Origin of the sequence: Rhodococcus sp. IEGM 1302 (assembly GCF_030056935.1) — a bacterium.
GTDB lineage: Bacteria > Actinomycetota > Actinomycetes > Mycobacteriales > Mycobacteriaceae > Rhodococcus_F > Rhodococcus_F qingshengii.
Map to the genome: position 1 here is coordinate 48300 of NZ_JASHKY010000021.1, position 19539 is coordinate 67838.

9 protein-coding genes are annotated in these 19539 nt (G+C 63.7%); 2 read left to right on the top strand and 7 right to left on the bottom strand.

Annotation, left to right across the window (positions count from 1 at the left end; translation table 11 throughout):
- Nucleotides 1–30 precede the first annotated feature (30 nt).
- From QM609_RS22755 to QM609_RS22780, 6 genes are all read right to left on the bottom strand, one after another.
- Nucleotides 31–12516: a non-ribosomal peptide synthetase gene (locus QM609_RS22755; protein WP_076948464.1), complete on the bottom strand. Its 12486-nt coding sequence runs from the start codon at nt 12514–12516 to the stop codon at nt 31–33.
- Between the two features lie 183 nt (nt 12517–12699).
- Nucleotides 12700–13152, bottom strand: a complete 453-nt coding sequence (locus tag QM609_RS22760; RefSeq protein ID WP_050655774.1) for a flavodoxin family protein — start codon at nt 13150–13152, stop codon at nt 12700–12702.
- 47 nt (nt 13153–13199) lie between these two features.
- The gene (locus QM609_RS22765; RefSeq protein ID WP_003942132.1) at nt 13200–13847 is read right to left on the bottom strand and encodes an isochorismatase family protein; all 648 of its coding nucleotides are present in this window, start codon (nt 13845–13847) and stop codon (nt 13200–13202) included.
- 36 nt (nt 13848–13883) lie between these two features.
- Nucleotides 13884–15548 carry a (2,3-dihydroxybenzoyl)adenylate synthase gene (locus tag QM609_RS22770; protein WP_050655773.1) on the bottom strand — a complete coding sequence of 555 codons (1665 nt, stop codon included), beginning with the start codon at nt 15546–15548 and terminating at the stop codon, nt 13884–13886.
- A 41-nt stretch (nt 15549–15589) separates the two neighbouring features.
- Nucleotides 15590–16390 carry a 2,3-dihydro-2,3-dihydroxybenzoate dehydrogenase gene (locus QM609_RS22775; protein ID WP_003942103.1) on the bottom strand — a complete coding sequence of 267 codons (801 nt, stop codon included), beginning with the start codon at nt 16388–16390 and terminating at the stop codon, nt 15590–15592.
- A complete protein-coding gene (locus tag QM609_RS22780) occupies nt 16378–16608 on the bottom strand; it encodes a phosphopantetheine-binding protein (RefSeq protein ID WP_003942230.1) in 231 nt (76 codons plus the stop codon). The genes QM609_RS22775 and QM609_RS22780 overlap by 13 nt, the downstream gene beginning before the upstream one ends.
- A gap of 200 nt (nt 16609–16808) precedes the next feature.
- On the opposite strand from QM609_RS22780, the gene QM609_RS22785 reads away from it, so the two are divergent.
- Nucleotides 16809–17966 carry an isochorismate synthase gene (locus QM609_RS22785; RefSeq protein WP_020969440.1) on the top strand — a complete coding sequence of 386 codons (1158 nt, stop codon included), beginning with the start codon at nt 16809–16811 and terminating at the stop codon, nt 17964–17966.
- Nucleotides 17967–17973: 7 nt separating this feature from the next.
- On the opposite strand, the gene QM609_RS22790 is transcribed toward QM609_RS22785, so the two are convergent.
- Nucleotides 17974–18372, bottom strand: a complete 399-nt coding sequence (locus tag QM609_RS22790; protein WP_007735116.1) for a DUF1801 domain-containing protein — start codon at nt 18370–18372, stop codon at nt 17974–17976.
- 200 nt (nt 18373–18572) lie between these two features.
- Here QM609_RS22790 and QM609_RS22795 point away from each other — a divergent pair, with 200 nt between their 5' ends.
- On the top strand, nt 18573–19520 hold the full coding sequence (locus tag QM609_RS22795; protein WP_050655772.1) for a hypothetical protein: 948 nt from the start codon (nt 18573–18575) through the stop codon (nt 19518–19520).
- Nucleotides 19521–19539 lie beyond the last annotated feature (19 nt).

Below are 19539 nucleotides of genomic sequence, written 5' to 3' on the forward strand. Positions count from 1 at the left end.
CCATTGTGTTTCAACTGTGTGGTTTTCGAACTATGTGGCCGTGCGTTTCGACAAATAGCTGTCGAGCAGCGGGGCAATCGCCGCCCACCCGGCTGGGGTCACCAAACCGGCGTGGTCGTACGGCAGATGGTGTACTGCCATGTCCTGGTCCCCGCGGACTGCGCGCCAGCGATCAGCCAGCAGCTGTCCGGACGCCTCGGCGTCGGCGGTGATCAGAGTAACCGGTCCGTCGTAGGTTGTGTCGGTCGAGCTGGCCACGAGCAAACGAGTGGCATCAAAACCCGCCCGAACTGCGTCGACCAGTCCCGGTGCCTGAGTGAGGATCTCGGGTGGCAGGGCGGCGGCCAGATCTCGGTCGTCGGCATCGTCGCGACCGCGATCGTCACGATCTCCCAGTGGATGAGTATCGATCAGACCAGCGAACTCCACTGTCTCGCCGATATCGACCAGCTGAGCCGCCATCGCGGCAACGACGTTGCCACCGAACGAGTAGCCGAGCAGGTGGTACGGCCCGCTCGGTTGCACGCCGCGAATCGTGTCGACGTACATCGCTGCCAGTTGGTCCACGTTCGTCGGTTCGAGTGGCTCCCCGGCAACTGTGGGCAGTTGCAGGCCGAACAGTGGACGGTCGGCCTCGAGAACACCGGTCAAAGGCGCAAAGGGCCAAGCGAATCCACCGGCCGGATGCACGCAGAACAGTGGTTCTCCGCTGCCTTCGGCTCGCAGTGTCAGGAGGCGATCACGACTCAGATCGATTTCGGACGCCGACTCGTCAAGGTGTACTGCAAGTTCTGCAACTGTCGGACGGGCCATCAGCGTTCCCACACCGACGCTCACCGACAGGTCGTGCTCCATCTCCCCCACCAGTCGCATGGCTCGAAGCGAGTCGCCGCCGAGATCGAAGAAACTCTCTTCGGGATCGACTGCCTCGACGCCGAGTACCCGCGCAAAGACCTGGCACAGTTGCCTTTCCATCTCGGTTCGCGGTGCTCGGGCCGCTGCTCGGGCGGGGGGTGCCGGCAACGCACCGCGGTCCAGTTTTCCGTTGGGCGTCAACGGGATCGAATCCACGACGACGATGTCCGACGGAACCAGGTGTGCCGGTACGCTTTCCCGCAACGCAGCTCGCAGATCGACTGGATCAGCGCCGGGTTCTTCGATGACGTAGCCGACCAGTCGCGGCAGCGCACCGCCTTCGCTACGGACTGACGCTGCCGCTCTCAACACTCCCGGCAACGACGCCAGCGCGGATTCGACTTCACCCAATTCGATCCGAATGCCTCGGATCTTGACCTGATGGTCTGCGCGACCCAGATATTCGAGTTCGCCGTCGCGGCGACGCAGTACAACGTCACCCGTGCGGTACATGCGCTTGCCGACGGAGTAGGGATCAGCAACGAACACAGCGGAGGTCAACGCGGTCCGGTGAAGGTAACCCATCGCCGTTCCGTCTCCGGACATGTACAGCTCGCCCGCCGCTCCGATCGCTACCTCCCGCAGACCCGAATCGAGTACCCGCGCAGACGCGTTCAGAATCGGACGACCCAAGCAGGGTGTCTCGCTCCCCTGAACCGGGGATCCCATCGCGTTGATCGTGAACTCCGTCGGCCCGTAAAGGTCGTACCCGTCGACACCGTCCTGATCGCGCAATCGCGACCACAACTCGGCAGGTACAGCTTCTCCGCCGAGCATCACCAACACCGGCGTCCGCTCACCGTCGAGGAGACCGGCGGCCATCAGTTCCCGTGCATACGAGGGTGTTACATTCACGACGTCGATACCGACTTCGCGGTAATGCTTCACCAGAGACGCGGGGTCCAGTCGCGCCTGCTCGTCGATCACGTGAACTTCGTGCCCCGCGAGCAACCAGAACAGTTCCTCCCACGACATGTCGAACGAGAACGAGACTGTATGCGCGATGCGCAGACGTCGGCCACCCACACTGTTTTCGGTCGGAGTGAATATCTCGGCCTTGTGATTGTGATACATCGTCGTCAACCCGCGGTGACCCACCACGACGCCCTTGGGTTTTCCGGTACTGCCCGAGGTGTAGATGACGTAGGCAGGCTGGTCCGGTGAGGTCGGCCCGCAGACCGCGGCCTCGTCGACAACTGGTGCCGAAGACTGCCCGTCGAGTACCCCGGCCACGTCCGGGTCGTCGAGGACCAGACATGCCTGTCCATCGGGAACAACGAGGTCAAACGTCTGAGTCGTGGTGACTACCAGCGCCGCATCGCTGTCGAGGATGAGTTCGCGCAGGCGTGCCGGCGGGTGAGCCAGATCCAAGGGAAGGTAGGCCGCTCCGGTTCTCATGACGGCGAAGATTGCGACGACGTGATCGGCAGTACGCGGAAGCGCGAGCGCGACAACACGGGTCGGTCCCCCGCCTGGTACCGACTGCCCCAGCGCCGACGCGAGTATCCGTGCCAGTCTGTCCACCCGAGAGTTCATCTCGGCTGCGCTCAGTGTGACGTCTCCGAAGACCAGCGCCGTCTCGTCCGGAGTTGCCGCTGCCCTTTCGCGCAGTAGTGCGTCCACGCTACCGCCGGCCTGGTCCGGCCGTGGCATCACGACGTGCTCCGAAGCGAATTCCGCGGGGGTGCGCGAAAACGGAACCGCCGTGTCCGCCACCGTGGCGGTATCGGAATTCGCCATCACTTCGAGGATCGTGATGGTGCGGGACAGGATGTCCCGAGCCACGTCGTGGGGAATCAGGTCAGGACGGTTTTCGAGTGTGAGCGCCATCGGCGCATCCCCGACACCCGGATCCACGTCGAGCGTGAGCGCATAGTGCGTGCCGTCCACCGCATCGAACCCGACGATTCCACTGCGACCGAACGTGTCTCGCCGCGCCTGTTCGTCGCGAGGGGTGTTGCGGAAAACGTAGAGCGTGTCGAAGAGCGTGGCGAACCCTGCACTTCGCTGCACGTCGCCGAGCCCGAGATGGTGATGCCCCAGCAGCGAACCTTGTTCGCGGAACAGGCGTCCGAGCAACGCCGAAATCTCCTCGCCGGGCCGGACCCGGACACGTACCGGAATGGTGTTGAGCGCCAAGCCCACCATGCGGTCGGCGCCCTCGACCTCGGGTGAACGTCCCGAAACCGTCGATCCGAAGACCACGTCGTCACGGCCAGTCACTGCGCGCAATGCCAGGCCCCACGCCGCAGAAACCACGGTGGAGAGCGTCACTCCGCTACGTCTGGCCAACTCGCGTACGTGCTCGGTGATGCTCTGTTCGAGCTGAACCCGGGTGAACACCGGCAACGGAGCGCGCCCGCCTGATCCAGTACCACCCACGAGTGTGGGTTGCTCGAGATCCGCGAGGTAGTCCTTCCAGGACGAGATGGCGTCCGTGCGATCCGCTTCGGCGATCCATCGCAGGTGATCACGGAAGTCCGCAGGCTTGTCGAGCGCGCCGTCGAGTCCGACCGGGTCCGTGCCGTGTGTGCGAGCAAACTCGTAGAGCGCAAACAACTCCGCGTACATCAAGGTCTGCGACCAACCGTCGGTCAGCAGGTGGTGCTGAGTGAAGACGAGGTGCGCTCCCCCACCTGGCAACCAGACCAACACCATTCGAATGAGTGGCGGCGCACTCAAGTCGAACAGCCTGCCGAATTCGGCCTCGTCGACGGCGCGGACCTCGATATCCAAGTCCTCGGGTGCGACTGCGCTCAGATCGACCTCACGGAAAGGCATTTCGGCTTCCCTGGGCACGAACTGCACCGGAGCGTCGAACCCGGCGTGTGTGAAACCGGCCCGCAAGTTCGGATAGCGTCGCAAGAGCGCATCCCCCGCTGCTCGGAGTGAGCGAACGTCGACGGCGGCATCGGCGGAGAACTCGAATCGCGGCTGCATGTGATAGACATCCGTGCCGCCGGCGCCGTCGAGAACCGACTGGAAGTACATGCCTTCCTGCAAGGGACCAAGTGGCAGCACGTCCTGCCAGCCCGGGCTCAGCGACTCGAGCCGTGCCCGACGATCCGCATCGACGGCTACGAGTGGGCTCGGCACACGATCCGGCGCGGTGTCGGGCAATGCCTTCCGGTCCACCTTGCCGTTGAGGGTGAGTGGTAGTGCTTCGAGCACCGTGATGGTCTGCGGCACCATGTGTTCGGGTAGGAGCCGCGCAATCTCCTTGCGCACCAGTACCGAATCGAGCGTGGTTGCACCTTCGGGAACCACATATCCGTGCAGACTTCCGGTACCCGCCGCATCGACGCGAACGGTGGCTGCCGCGCGGAACACACCTGCCACCGATCCGAGCGCGCCTTCGACCTCGCCGAGCTCGATGCGGAAACCACGAACCTTCACCTGATCGTCAGCACGACGAAGGAAGTGCAAAACCCCGCGCCGGCGTCGGACCAGATCGCCGGTGCGGTAGAGGCGTGCCCCCGGCAGAGAAGGATCGGCGACGAACCGAGCGACGGTCAGATCGGGGCGGTTCAGGTATCCGCGGACCACCTGCGCACCGCCCAGATACAGCTCGCCCGCAACGCCTTCCGGAACCTCACGCAGGTCGTCGTCGAGGATTCGCACGTGCACATCAGTCCAGGGCTGACCGATCGTGACTCGGTCGCCGGTCGTGATGACCGAAGATGTCGCCCACACCGTGGCCTCGGTGGGTCCATAGACATTCCGGACCGAAGCAGCGTTGGCCACCAGATCGTCGGCCAGATCCTGCGGGAGGGCTTCCCCTCCCACCAGGGCTCGCACCATGGCGAGTCCGACTGCGTTCTCGTGTTCGGTGACCACTCGCCACAGCGCCGGCGTTGCCTGCATCACTGTCGCATCGCTTGCGATGATCAACGCCGACAACGCATCCGGGTCGCGAACCGTCCTGCGGTCTGCGATCACGACAGTCGCGCCCGCCGCGAGCGGGCACAGCAACTCGAGTGCCGCGATGTCGAACGACACCGTTGTCACCGCGACGATGCGATCGCCCGGCCTGATCCAGCAATCCTCGAGTACCGTGTCCGCGAAGGCTGCGAGGTTGCCCGTCGAGACCATCACGCCCTTGGGGCGACCCGTCGAACCGGAGGTGTGGATCATGTAGGCGAGGTGATCACCCGCCGCGGGCGGCGGAGGAAGCACGACACCCGAGTTGGTGAACTCACCGTCCACGAAGACACTCGTGGCGACCGTCAACGGAAGTTGCCCGGCGCTGTCGATACTGGTCAGGACACACACCGGAGCCGCGTCCTCGATCATGAACTCGAGCCGCTCAGTCGGGTAATCGACGTCGAGTGGCAGGTACGCAGCGCCGATGCGCAGTACCGCGAGCAGTCCGGCCACCAGATCCGCATTTCGATCCAGCGCGACGGCGACTACCTTCTCGGGTCCGGCGCCGACCGCGAGAAGTTCGCGGGCCAGCTCGTCGACGCGCGCCGACAGTTCCCCGTAGGTAATTCCGACCTCGCCGGAGATCACCGCGATGTCGTCGGGGTGGCGGCTGACGTGTCGAGCGAACAACTGCGAGATCCCCGACGGCGACGTCGCGCGTCGGCCCGGGTCGCGATCCGGCTTGTTTTCCGCCAGTCGCAGATCCGCGACGACAGTGCTGATTTCGTGACCGAGGACCGCGATCACACCGTCGAGCAATGCGTCCGCAGTCGCGGCGTCGAACAGCCCGGCATCAACCGTCAATCGAAGTTCTGTTGCGGTTCGGACGAATTCGAGGTCGACGCTCTTTCCGGGCGAGTGACCGACACGGGCAGCGAACAGGCTGCTCGTCGGACGCCCGAGTAGATCGGCGATTCGGTCGAGGCTGACATCGGAATGCGCAAGTGCCTCGGAGACAGCGTTATCGACTCGCCGAACGACATCGGCAATTCTCGGCCGACCGGACAGGTCGACCCGAATCAGGGTGTCAGTCCCTTCCGAGACCAGTCCGACCGCAAGGTCCCGACCACCGCCGAAGCTGTTCAGCGTCGCCGCCACGGCGGCCAACAGCACCGCGTCGAATCCTGGTTCGTCACCGAACCGGGCATCGCGTAGCTGACGAAGGTAGGTGTGCGGGCGGTACTCTTCGCCGCGCGGGCGGTCATACGGAAGGTCCGTTTCGAGGGGCAGGTCCGCGAGCGTGCGAACCCAGTACCGCTCGTGATCAGGATTTCCCGCCACCGCCGGGGCGCGGAACGTCGCCACGGTCACGACGGGTCGATCGACGCCAACGACCGAATCCGGCGAGAACTTCGTCCGATCGACGCGTGCGGCCACGGCAAGACCGAGGGGGGTCGGGGTGTCGAAGACATCCGAGACGACGACGCGAATTCCCAGCTTGCGCAGGCTTCCCACCAACCGCATCGCAGTGAGCGAGTGACCGCCGAGAGTGAAGAAATTGTCGCCCGGATCGACGTCGGGAATCTCCAACACCGTTGCGACACAGGCGCACACTGCATCCACGACCGCGGGATCGACATCGATCGCAGGATCGGACGCGGCCACCTTTTTCGTGACAGCGACATTTTTCGCGGCAGACACCGCAACGGCAACGGACGCTGCCTGTCGGACTACCGTGAGCACCGCGGATGCGGGAGCTGTCGGTTCGGTCAGCAACCCACGCAGGATCTCCGCGAGCCGTGTGACCATTCGCTGCGCCGTGGCGTCGGAGACAACTGCCGGATCGTGGTACAGAACCAGATCCAGACCGGTGCTCGGCGGCGCCATCAACGTCATCGGATAGTGCGTGACTCCGCGGTTGGTGAATCCCTCGACCCGCAGTGTGTGCGATGCAGGCTGTCCCGCACCGGAGTTCGGGAAGTTCTCGAACACCAGGAGCGTGTCGAACAGTTGCCCGATTCCGGCGATGCGTTCGATCTCGGCCAAACTGGTGTGTTCGACGTCCACGATGTCGAATTGGGCGTTCTGCAGACCGACGAACTGATCGAGCAAAGGCCGGTGCGCGACGATGTCGAGGCGGGCCGGAATCGTGTTGCTGAACAACCCGACCATTCCCTCCACCCCCGAGAGTTCGGCAGGTCGGCCGGACACCGTGGCCCCGAACACGACGTCCCACTGTCCTGTCGCTTCGGCGAGCGCTGCTGCCCACGCACCCTGAACCAGGGTGTTGACCGTCAGCGCTCGCGCACGGCCGAGTTCGATCAGCGCTTCGGCGTCCGATGTCGCGAGAGGAACCTCGAGCGCGACGGGCACACTTCGCGGCGCTCCGGCATCGGCAACGAGAGTCGGCGCGGTGAGCCCACGCAAACGCTCGCTCCACGCTGCGCGGGCAGAGTCCTGATCACGGCCGGCGATCCATGCCAAGTAGTCGCGATACGGCGTCGGCGCAGGGAGGCGGCTGTCGCCGTCGTGGTAGACGTTCATCAGCTCGCGCAGGACGATCGGAGTCGACCAACCGTCGGTGAGCAGGTGGTGCGCGTTGAGGACCAAACGGTGCACCCCGCCGGGCAGCCGAACCAGTAGTGCACGCAGCAGAGGCGGTGTACTGACGTCGAAGACATGCTTGGCGGCCTCGTCCTCGAGCTGATCTGCAGAGCGGAATGCAGTGTCAGCTGGAACGGAGGTCAGATCGACCGAACGCCACTCGACTTTTGCGCCGCGCGGAATGATCTGAACGGGCCGTGCGAACTGCTCGTAGTGGAACGCGGCGCGAAGGTTCGGGTGCCTGTCGATCACGGTCTCGAACGCGTCGGCCAACTTCGCCTCGTCCAGTGGCCCGGAGAGGTCGAAGCGTGCAGTGAGCGTGTAGACGTCTGCGGCTCCGTCACGGACCGCATGGAACAGGAGACCTTCTTGTAGCGGCGAGAGCGGAAGGACGTCGGCAAGCGGTCCGTGGACGGCTTCGAGTTCGTTGATCCCTGCCTGATCGACCACCGCGCCCTGGCCGAAGATCGTCGCCGAGCAATCGGAAGGCGTCAAACCACCCTCGAAGAGCGCGGCATGCGCGGTCAGGGCAGCGAGCGCACGTTCCCAATGCTCTTGCAGCTCGACGATCGTCGCGCCGTCGAGCACTGAACCCGCCGCAGTCCATTCGACCGCCAGCGTCGTCGAGTCGTCCTCTCGGACAAATGCGTTGAGCGCCAGCACTTCCGACATAATCTTCGTCGCCGGCTCGATGACCGCGAATGGATCCTGCTCCGGCAATCGCCATCCGGTTCCGGGTAGGGACGGGAAGCGGCCCAGATAGTTGAGCAGCAGTTCGGGTGTAGCGCACGCGGAAAGGTCAGGTGCGGTGTCGGGATCCAGATGCCGCAGAACTCCATAGCCGACTCCGCCTCCGGGTACGGCGCGTTTTGCCTCCTTCACCGCACGAAGGAGATGTCCCGCAGCTGCTCCGCCGCTCAGTGCGTCGGCAAGATCGTCTGCGGTGAGCAGTGCATCGGTGGGAACCCGGACGGGGAACTCACTGGTGAACCACCCGATGGTTCCGGCGAAGTCGGTGTCGCTGGTGAGCGCGTCGCGGCCATGACCTTCGACGGTAACTGTCTGCGCGGGCAGCCCAGTCAGGCCGCGACTGTGCTGCCATGAGCGCAAGGCAAGCATCAAACCCGAGAGAAGCACTTCGTCGGCCTTGGCTCGATACGCCGCCGGAAGCGTGGTCAACAGCGCGTCGGTGACGGCCGGGGGCGCAATGGTTGTCGTGCGAGAGGCGGTTGCGGTCACGTCGATCTTCGGGTCGAGACGACGACTGCCGATCGGCTCGTCGTCCGCCTGTACCGACGCGGACTTCCAGTACTCGAGCTCTGACGCCCTGCTGCCAGAGGCCCCGAATTCCGCGAGCAACCCTGCGTATCGACGCCACGAACTTCCGCCTGCAGCCAACCGGGCCGACCTACGCTCGCGCGCTGCATCGGTAGCTTCGTGGAGGTCTGGAAGCAGAATTCGCCAGGACACACCGTCGACGATCAAATGGTGAGCCACGACGATCAATTGGTCGGGTCGACCGGCCTCGGTATTGACCAGTACGACTCGCAGGAGTTCACCGGCGCGTGGGTCGAGACTCGCCGCCGACGCCTCCGCGAGCTCTCTGATCCGGGACGGCTCGGAGGTGTCGGACACCTCGCGAACGAGTCCCTCGCTGCGCACTGCACCGGCGTCCCGGACGATCAATTCGGCAGTGCCGCTGTCGTTGTCACGGCGCAGGAGCAGGCGTAGAGCGTCATGGTGATCGAGGATCGTCTGCACGCCGGACTGCAGGTCACCCAGTGAAAGGCTGTCGTCGATGCGCACTGCGGTCCATTGCGCGTAGCCCGCGATTGCCTCGTCTGTCGGATTCTTGTCGATCAGTGCTCGAACGATCGGCGGGGCGATCACGGTGCCGGTCGCCACGTCCGCAACCGAGGCTACGGCGTCGGCGTCATCGGCAATCTCACGCGCCGCAGCGGCGATGGTTCCCAGATCTCGCTGTGCCAGTAGTTCTTTGGGAGCAACGATCAGACCACGCACCCGCAGTCGACTGCTGACACTGATTGCCGTGATGCTGTCACCACCGAGGCCGAAGAAATCCTCGTCCACGCCGACGCGTTCGCGGCCGAGCACCTCGGCCACCACGTCACAGAGGATTTCCTCGTGTGGTGTGGATGCAGCGCGACCTTCCGATTCGGCAGCCGGGGCAGGTAGTGCCGCACGATCGAGCTTTCCGTTCACCGTGACGGGCAGTTCGTCCAGAACGACGATTGCGGCGGGAACCAGATGATCCGGTACGCGACCGGCGAGGTCACGGCGCAATTCTTCCTGCGGCGGAAGCGTCGCGCCGGCGGCGGCTACAACGTAGCCGACGAGGCTGGGCCGTCCCCCATCCGTACGGATCAGCGCGGCAGCGGCGCCGATTCCGGGTACCGATCCGAGAACAGCCTCGACCTCGCTCAACTCGACTCGATGTCCGCGAATCTTCACCTGCTTGTCGCTGCGACCGATGAAGTCGTAGCCCCGCCCCGGCACCCACCGCGCCACGTCCCCGGCGCGGTACATCAGATCTCCCGGAGCCCCGAAAGGATCTGCGACAAAACGCTCGGAGGTCGCGCCGGCGCGGCCGAGGTAGCCCCTGGCCAATTGCGGTCCCGCCAGGTAGAGCTCACCTCGTTCACCGTCGGCGACCGGCTCGAGCGCGCTGTCGAGCAGGTACGCACGGGTACCCGCGAGGGGGTACCCGATACGCGGTCCGGCACCTTCGACCGTGGTCGCGATCGCGTCGACCGTCGTTTCGGTGGGGCCGTACAGGTTTCGAGCCGGAACACCGGATTCGATGATCGCGTCCCACAGTGCGGGCGGTGCCGCCTCGCCACCCACGACGAGGAGCTGCAACCGCTGCGTACGCAGCAACCCGTTGTCCACCATCGCTGCCGCCATCGACGGCGTCGTGTCGACCACGTCGACGCAATCTCGCTCGAACGCCGCGACCAGAGCAACCGCGTCCTTCTGCAGTTCCTCGTCGTATACGTGCACACGATGACCACACAGCAGCCACAACAGTTGATCGAGAGACGCATCGAAGGCGAACGACGCCGTGTGCGCGGTGTGCAGTTGACGGTTCCCGACGCGCTCGGCGGTGTCCCGGTAGATGGTGGCGCGATGGTGGTGAAGCAGGTGCGCCAATCCACCGCCTCTGACCAGCACACCCTTGGGCTTGCCTGTCGATCCCGAGGTGTAGATGACATACGCCAGGTGATCACCATGCCGTGCTGTCGCCAGTTCACCGAGTTCGAGTGGAAGCTCGGAATTAGCACGGAGTTCTTCGCGGACTGCGTCGGAATCGATGACGAGGGGGTCGGGCCGAGAACCTCCGACGAGTTGCTCGGCCAGAGTGGAAGTGGTGATCACGACCTTCGGCTGCGCGTCGTCGATCAGATCTCGCAACCGCTCGGCCGGGTGCTGCGGATCCAGGGCCACGTACGCTGCGCCCGCGTTCAATGTCGCGAGCAGAGCCACCACCATCTCGGAAGTACGCGGAAGCGCAAGTCCGACAATGTCGTCCGGGCCGACATCGCGGGCCCGAAGCAACCGGGCGAGCTTGTGGACGCGGCCACCGAGTTCTGCGCCTGTCAAACGTTCGTCACCGCATACGAGGACTGTGTCATCCGCGTGCTCGACGACGATGCGGTCGAACACGTCGGGAACGAGTTCGACCGAGCCGGGCAGCGGTGCAGTTTCGCGGCCGGCGAGAATCCGCGCGGCTTCGGCCGCAGGCATCATCTCCACCTGACCGACGGCAGGATCTCCCTCCCCGACCATCGCGTTGACGATGCTGACGAAACCGGCGAGGCGACGCTGAACCGATTCCCGAGTATTGGTACGCGCGTCCACTTCGAATCCGAGTAGAACTTCGCCGTCCGCAATGGGCGTCACCGTCAAACCCAGGTCCTCCGGCGGTCCCCCGGCGACGTTACGCAGTACACCCACAGCGCCGGCGAAATCGAGGGCGAAGTCGAAAGCCTTGAGATTGATTCCGATCCCGTGAAGCAGTGCGCCGGTTCCGGCGACGCCCAGGTCCCGAGCAAGATTCTCACCGCGGTAGCGCTGGTGTGCGCGCAGGCTTTTCATCGTGGCGGCCACCTGCTTGCTCAGGTCACCGAGTCGATCGTGGCTGCGAATCGTCAACCGGAGAGGCAGAACGTTGACTGCCATGGCCGGCGTCTTGAGTGCCGTGCGGCCTACGCGCGCCATGAGTGGCATCGCGATGACAACATCCGTCTCGCCGAGCAGTCGGTGGAGAAACGCGCCGTAGCAGGCGATCAGTGCCTCGGCCCACGTTGTTCCCGTCGCGTCTGCCACCTCTTTGAGGCGGTTGAGGGCGTCGGCGGTAATGATCTCGCGAACCTGGATCGTTCGTTCCGCCGGACCGGTGACCTGCTGGCCGCGTCCGTCCAACGCGGGCAACGGCGTCAGGACATCACGCCAGTAGTCACGATCTTCCGCGAACTGCTCGCCAGCCCGGTACGCCTCGTCCTCGCTGACCAGATCTGTCATAGAACCGAATCGCGTTGGCGCGACCTCGGTTCCCTTCTTCGCGGCCGTGTAGTGCGCGGCGACTCGGCGCGAAATCATTGCTGCGCTGTATCCGTCGACGATCAGGTGGTGATAGAGCTGGATGCACCAGATCTCGCGATCGGAGAGCCTGATCAGCGAGTAGGTGTACAGCGGACGCTCCACCATCAGGCGGCAGTACTCGGACGCCCGGCTGCGCTCGGCGTCGACCAGTGCGTGCGCCACGGCTACGGGATCACGCTCGTCACGGACGTCGGTGATCGGGATGATGCCAACCGGCTCGTCGGAGATGTACTGACGCGGGCCGTCCGCCGTCTCGATCATCCGCAGCCGCATGGTTTCGGCTTCACCGATCGTCGCCGTGATGGCGGCTGTCAGCAGTTCGGTGTCGATCGGTTCGTCACCCGAGATTTCGAGCACCTCGCCGACGAGGTAGCTCCGAGATTCGGGATCAAGCCTCTGTGCGTTCCAAATCCCGAGTTGAGCTCCTGTGAGAGCAAACGTAGCTTCGCTCGCCGCTCCGGAGTTCGAACCTGGAAGAACGCTCACACTGATCCCCTCGTCTGTGGACACACGTCACCCAAGGGTGACCTAACGTCGTTTTGGGTAGCCTAAACTAAATGTCGATGAATCGGGGAATCCGCCTCGCCGGTGACCCGAGAACCGACGGCTCCCGACGCGTTAATCAGAGGACACGCGCTTCTACAACCGCTTGCGGGACAGTCTCTTTCGTGAATCGAAACGAGAAAGTGAAGGCTAGTTCATCAGCGTTGCCGCGACGGTTCCGCCCAGTTCATAACAACCATCGCGGACAGATTTGTCCACGCTCACAGTCACTTCGAGCGGATCCGCCACCGCGACCAATCCGAGCCCGGTGGCGAGTTTGCGCACCGAGGACACTGCACCGGCAGTGTCGTTGTTGCCGTGAACCCACAGGCCGTACGGTCGATCCGAAACCGCGCCGAGGCATTGGTAGTACGTGGTGTCGAAGAAGTATTTCAGCGCGCCCGACATGTAACCGAAATTGGCGGTGGTTCCGAAAAGATAGCCGTCAGCAGCGAGGACGTCGGGCACCGTCGCCGCCAACGCCGGCATCACCTTCACCTCGACGCCCTCGATCTCGGGATCGCGAGCCCCGGCCAGGACTGCATCCAACAATTCGTGGGTTGTCGGCGAGGGCGAGTGGTGAACCACCAACAGAGTCTTCACACATCTGACAATACGGCGACGGGTGGCGCACCCGTCGCCGTTCACGCCTACGCCGAAACGGTTTCCGCGCTCATCGCCTTGACCAGGTCGTCGGTTCGGGTGACCGAGGCGCAGCGCCCGGCCGCGTACTCGAGCGCACCGACATGCTCGTCCAGGGAGAAGTCGGCTACCGCGTCGCCCACGAAGAAGATCTGCACGTCTTGCATGAACCCGTCCAAAGCGGTAGTCAGGCAACCGATGTGGGCATAGATTCCGGTGATGATCAGCTGGTCACGCCCACTCTCGCGCAGCCGCTCACGCAGATCCGTCTTGATGAAGGCGCTGTAGCGCCATTTTGTGAGCATCACGTCGTCCGAATGCGGAGCCAACTCGGCGATCACGTCGGTGTGAGCGGGATCTGCCTTCAGACCCGGTCCCCAGAAATCCGACAGCAACGCACGCTCCTCGGGATCCTGATCACCGGGTTGGGCGGTGTAGACGATCGGGATTCCGGCAGCTCGCGCCGACGAACGAAGCCGGTCGATGTTCGGAACCACGGTTTGGAGCGGGTCGACGCTTCGGTCGTACGCGTTCACGAAATATTCCTGCATGTCGTGCAGAAGCAACACCGCTCGGGAAGGATCGAGAGTCCAGTCGACCCGATTCTGCGGAAACTCGGTGGGCATCTCGTATCGCACTGCTGTGGGTAGCGCCATGATGAATCTCCTCGAAAATGTGGGGGTGGGAACCGATCAACTCGACAGAGTCTGTGCGGCAATCGATTCGCTGAGAACACGGCGCAAGGCCGCCTTGCTGGTCTTTCCGACGCCGGTGACGGGGAACTCGGTCACGAACTCCACTCGATCCGGAACCTTGTACGCCGCAACGCCTCGGCCTCGTATGTATCGCTTGATCTCGCCGACGGTCGGTGCATCTCCGGAAATCACCAGAACAGCACAGGTTCGTTCGCCCAGGTACTCGTCGGGAACGGCGACGACGGCCGCATCGTGGACAGCCGGATGCGAGAGCAGGTGGTTCTCGATCTCCTCGGCCGCAACCTTCTCACCGCCGCGGTTGATCTGGTCTTTTGCGCGCCCCTCGACTATCAGATGTCCTGAATCGGTGACGCTGACCAGATCGCCGGTGCGATAGAAACCTTCGGCGTCGAAGACCTCGGCATTGTGCGCATCCGCCCGGTAATAGCCGCGGATCGTGTACGGACCCCGAGTCAGTAAGTGCCCCGTGGTTCCGGGCGCGACGAGCGCGCCTTCGTCGTCGACCACACGAACCTCGTCGTCGGGTGAAATGGGCCGGCCCTGAGTGCTGACGATCAATTCTTGCGTGTCGTCGAGGCGGGTGTAGTTGACCAGCCCCTCGGCCATCCCGAACACCTGCTGGAGGGTGCAGCCCAACTCCGTGGGTACGCGTGCAGCGGCTTCGGCGCTGAACTTCGCTCCGCCGACGCCGAGAACCCGCAAGCTCGACAGATCGTGATCTGCCTTACTGGGGGCGGCCATCCAGGCCAACGCGATCGGTGGAACCAAGGAAGCGTGCGTGACTCGCTCTGATTCGATCAGACCGAAAGCTGTGGAGGGCATGGTGTCCGGCGCCAGAACCACGGAGCCGCCCGCGTGGAGAACACCCAGGATGCCCGGCGAACTCATCGGAAAATTATGCGCTGCAGGAAGAACCACCAACATGCGCGTCGCGTCGTCGACGCCACAGATCGGGTTGGACGCTCGCACCGAGTAGAGGTAGTCGGCGTGCGTTCGCGGAATCAGCTTCGGAACACCGGTCGTGCCACCGGAAAGCTGAAGAAAGGCGACCGACAACGGATCGACGTCGGCAAGAACGGGAACCTCGTATCCGCGCAGCGAATCGAAACCGACAAACTCTTCGGGGTCACCGGCCACGATCACAACAGGCGGAGTCTCGAGGCCTTCGTTCACCTCACGCGCCAGCGCGCGGTAGTCGAACCCGCCATGACGGTCGGCGACGATATAGGCAGCGACATCAGCGAACTGGCAGAAGTATCCGATTTCGGTTCGGCGATGCGCCGGCAACCCGAATACCGGCAGGGCGCCGAGCTTCAACACACCGAACAATGCTTCGACGTATTCCACGATGTTCGGCAGCTGCAGAAGCACCCGGTCACCGGCGCGAACACCCAAGCCGGACAGGCCTCCGGCCACGGCCGAGCTGCGACGATCGAGGTCGGAATACGTCAGCCGTGTCTGTGTGCCAGAGGCATCGCTGCCGACCACCGCTTCATTGTCGGGATGCCGTGCGGCCGCGGCCGTGACGAATCCGGCCAGCGTCTCGTCAGTCCAATAGCCTCGTCCCCGATAATACGTCACCAAATCGGGTGGATACTGTGCGACGGGTGCCAAGGGCTCGCGAGCGATCCTCGAGGTCATGCAAGTGACTCCTGTTCGAAAGTACTGTCAGCAAATACGTCTCACGCTTTGAGCGTCGCTCCACCGTCGACGTACAGCGCCTGCATGGTGATGTGGGCCGCCCGGTCGGACAGCAGGAAGTGCACCGAGTCCGCGATATCGTCTGCGGTGGCCAGTTTTCCGAGCGGAATACCCAGGCGATAGCTCGCCAGATTGCCTTCGATGACCGCGTCGGCACCCGAATCGTCGGAAGGGTCCGACCACAGTGACCGCTGCATCGCTGTGTCGGTGGATCCCGGAGCGACCACGTTGACACGAATGCCGTCAGTAGCCAGCTCCAGTCCAGCGGTTCGAACCAACATGGTGGCAGCAGCTTTGGACGAACCGTAAGCACCCATCCCGATACGTGGGACACCGGCCGCGTTCGACGAGACGACCACGATCGCCCCGGCCCGACGGCGACGCATTTCCAGTCCCACGCTTTGCAGCACGTTCAGCAATCCGAAGACGTTGACGCCGAATATCTTCCGCCACTGGTCCGGATCGGAGTCCAGCACCGATCCGGTGTCGAGAATTCCGGCGACGTGCGCGAGCGCGTCGATCCGGCCGAACGTGTCCATCGTCGAGGCCACTGCAGCGTCGACTGCCTGCCGATCGGTCACGTCCACGACGTGACTCTCGATATCGGCGCCTTCGACGATTGTTTCTGCCAATTCCGCAGTTACCCGCTTCAATTCGACGTCGTCGCGATCGAGCAACGCCAGCGAATACCCGTCGCGCGCAAGCGTACGGGCCACTGCGGCGCCGATCCCCGCCGCAGCACCGGTGACCACGGCGATTCGGCGCTCGCTCACTGCGGGCACAGGACCTGAACCCAGGCATTGATCGTGGGCTCTTCTGCCAACTCCGCGAAGTCGGCATCCGCGCCCGCTCCCCGCCACCGTTCGACGAGCGTCATCAAGCGAACCGAGTCAAGGCCTTCGTCACCCAGGTCCGCGTCGTCGCCGAGTTGCTCTGCCCTCATCGACAGAACCTCGGCGACGTCGCGCACGATCTGGTCACGGTCCACGGTGTTGCTCATCGGTCTCCTCGAGTAGTGGTCGACGCGCTCAGATCGAGCCAACCCAACCCTCGTGTCGACCCCGTCCGCACGCCTTGACTTTAGGCCAGCCTAACCATAACGGTACGGAAGTACACAACCCGGGCGCTCGCAACACAAATTCACCCAAACTAAGGCTAGCCTCAACATAACAAGCAATCTGTCGAACTGGAAGGGTGTCCATGTCAGCACTCGCCGAAGTCTCCGAATTCCCGTTGCGCAACAACCGGACTGACGATGAAACGGACTCCGTTTTCCTGCTCTCACGTAGGCAAACGTCGATCCGCACTTCGGGAGTAGTCGAAGAATTCGACTCGGCCTTCGACGCTGCCGAAGCCCTCAAGACCGGGCGCATCGACTCGGTCGTCGGCGCCCTGCCGTTCTCCCCGGAGACGCCGTCCGCCCTCACCGCGCCACTGAGTTTCACACGAGTCCGCGGTGATCTATATCACTCCAACATCCCGTCATTACCCACTTCGCGGGTAGCCGGATTCGAACCCAGCCCGCAGATCCACACCGACAGGGTCCGCGGAGCCATCGAACGACTTCGAGCAGGCGAACTCGACAAAGTTGTCCTCGCACGCTCCCTGACCATCGAGGCCGAGTCCACGATCTTCCCCGCCGCTCTGGCCGAGAAACTGATTGCACTCGATCACGCGCACAACGGTTTCTGCGTCGACCTGTCCCCCGCCGGAGGAAAGTACCGCGGGCGTTCGCTGGTCGGTTCGACGCCCGAGGTTCTGATCGAAAGGCGAGGCGGCGTCGTCACCTGCCACCCGCTGGCGGGCTCGATTGCACGCCATCCGAATTCGGATCAGGACGAGGCGAATGCCGAGCAACTCCGCGCGTCGACCAAAGATCTGGCCGAACACGCGTTTGTCGTCGACTCCATCAGCGCGATACTCGGACCACTGTGCACGTCCTTCAATGCACCCAGCGCACCGGAAATCCTTCGGACACCGCAACTGTGGCATCTCGGGACCAAGATCGAAGGTGTCCTGATCGACCCGAGCCTGACCTCGCTCGAACTCGCAATGGCGCTGCATCCGACTCCCGCTGTCTGCGGCACACCGACGGTCGCCGCACGCGAGCACATCACCGCAACCGAAGCCGATCGTGGGTTCTATGCCGGTGCCGTGGGCTGGTGCGACCGGACTGGAGACGGCGAGTGGATGGTAGCTATTCGTTGCGCCGAGATCGCAGCAGACGGCCTCTCGGCGCGGGCCTACGCCGGCGGCGGCATCGTCGCTACTTCCGACCCGGAAATCGAATTGAGAGAGACCAGTACAAAATTCCGCACGCTACTCAGTGCGTTCGACCTCGCTGAACATCATCTCTGACAGGGCGTCACTTCTTCGAGGTGTTCAGGGCAATCGCGGCGTGAACGAGTGCCTTGAACGCCTTTTCGTCGACGGCTTGGCCCTCGTGGAAATCGATCGCCCGTCGCGTATTGCCCTCGAGGCTGGAGTTGAAGAGTCCTGAAGCGTCGTCGAGTGATGCGCCTTTGGCAAAGGTCACCTTCACTGCGCTCTTGTAAGTCTCACCGGTACAGATCATTCCGGCGTGGTACCACACGGGAACACCTCGCCACTTCCATTCCTCCACCACATCCGGATCCACTTCTTTGATCAGAGTTCGTATCCGGGCGAGCATCTCGCCCCGCCAGTCTCCGAGTTCCTCGATTCGCTTGTCGATCAACCGAGACGGGGAATCTGCGCCTTGCTTGTCGGACTCACTCTTCGCCATCGCTTCGTCACTTCCTGCTCGTCGCCGCCGATCTCCGGTGAGTCGAGTATCCCCTCCTGCACGCGGATTCACTCGGTGAATCACTGACGCATCACGGCGTCTCGGCAGATGCGATTTCTTGCAGTTTCGGTCAAAGTGAGACGGACGTCCAGTATTCTTTGGGTACTAAGTCCCGATTCTTCGGCCCGGAGGACTGCATAGTGATCTGGAATCGACCGCTCGCCCACTCAGTTGCTTGGGCTGCCGGATCGGTTGTTCTCGCCGCCGCGATTGTCGGCGTTCACACCGTTCCTGCGGCGGCGCAACAGGCCCGTGTCTTCGACGTACTGTGCACACCCACCGATGCAGGCCTTTCCGAGCTGTCCGGACTCACCGTCACCGCGGCCGGGATGTACGCAATCGGCGACAGCGGCTCCGACGATCGGGTCGCCGAACTCGATTCGAACTGCCACGTGCAGCGCTGGATCAGCGTGGGCACCCCTCGTGTCGACGTCGAGGATCTGTCGTCGACTCCCGACGGCCACCTGTGGCTGGCAGACATCGGCGACAACAACGCGGTACGAACGTCGGTCGGGCTGATCGAACTCGATCCGGCTTCAGGTGCGGCGACCTCCTACCCCCTGGTCTATCCCGACGGCGCGCACGACGCCGAGACACTACTGATCCAGAGCGACGGGGTTCCCGTCATCGTCACCAAGGACTACCTGGGTGCAAGCGTGGTCTACACAACCGCTGAGCGACAGCAGGTTCAGGATCTGAGTACGGGCTCGCCGACCATGTTGGCCAAAGTAGGTCAGCTCAGATTTACTCCCACCCTCACACCCGGTGGGCCCGTCCCCCACGCCGGAACGATGGCTGTCACCGGCGGCGCCGTGAGCAAGGACGGCACGGTGGTAGCGCTCCGCACGTATACCGACGCTTACCTGTACGCAGCTCCCGACGGCGATATCGTGAAAGCGTTGAACACCAACCCGATTCGCGTCTCCCTTCCCGATGAGCCACAAGGTGAGGCGATCGCGTTCGACGCTGCCGGTGATCTGATCAGTGGCTCCGAGGCATACCGAGGGCCATTACCACCAATCCGAATTCTTCGCGGCGCCAGCGACATCGCACTGTCGGGCGGAGCGAGCGGCTCTCTCGGGTCGTAGTCGATTCGCGTCCCCGGGA

Coding starts and splice junctions, on each gene's coding strand:
- QM609_RS22770 (WP_050655773.1), bottom strand. CDS start 15,548: ATGACCTCGAGGATCGCTCGCGAGCCCTTGGCACCCGTCGCACAGTAT.
- QM609_RS22790 (WP_007735116.1), bottom strand. CDS start 18,372: ATGGCGAAGAGTGAGTCCGACAAGCAAGGCGCAGATTCCCCGTCTCGG.
- QM609_RS22780 (WP_003942230.1), bottom strand. CDS start 16,608: ATGAGCAACACCGTGGACCGTGACCAGATCGTGCGCGACGTCGCCGAG.
- QM609_RS22765 (WP_003942132.1), bottom strand. CDS start 13,847: ATGGCGCTACCCACAGCAGTGCGATACGAGATGCCCACCGAGTTTCCG.
- QM609_RS22785 (WP_020969440.1), top strand. CDS start 16,809: ATGTCAGCACTCGCCGAAGTCTCCGAATTCCCGTTGCGCAACAACCGG.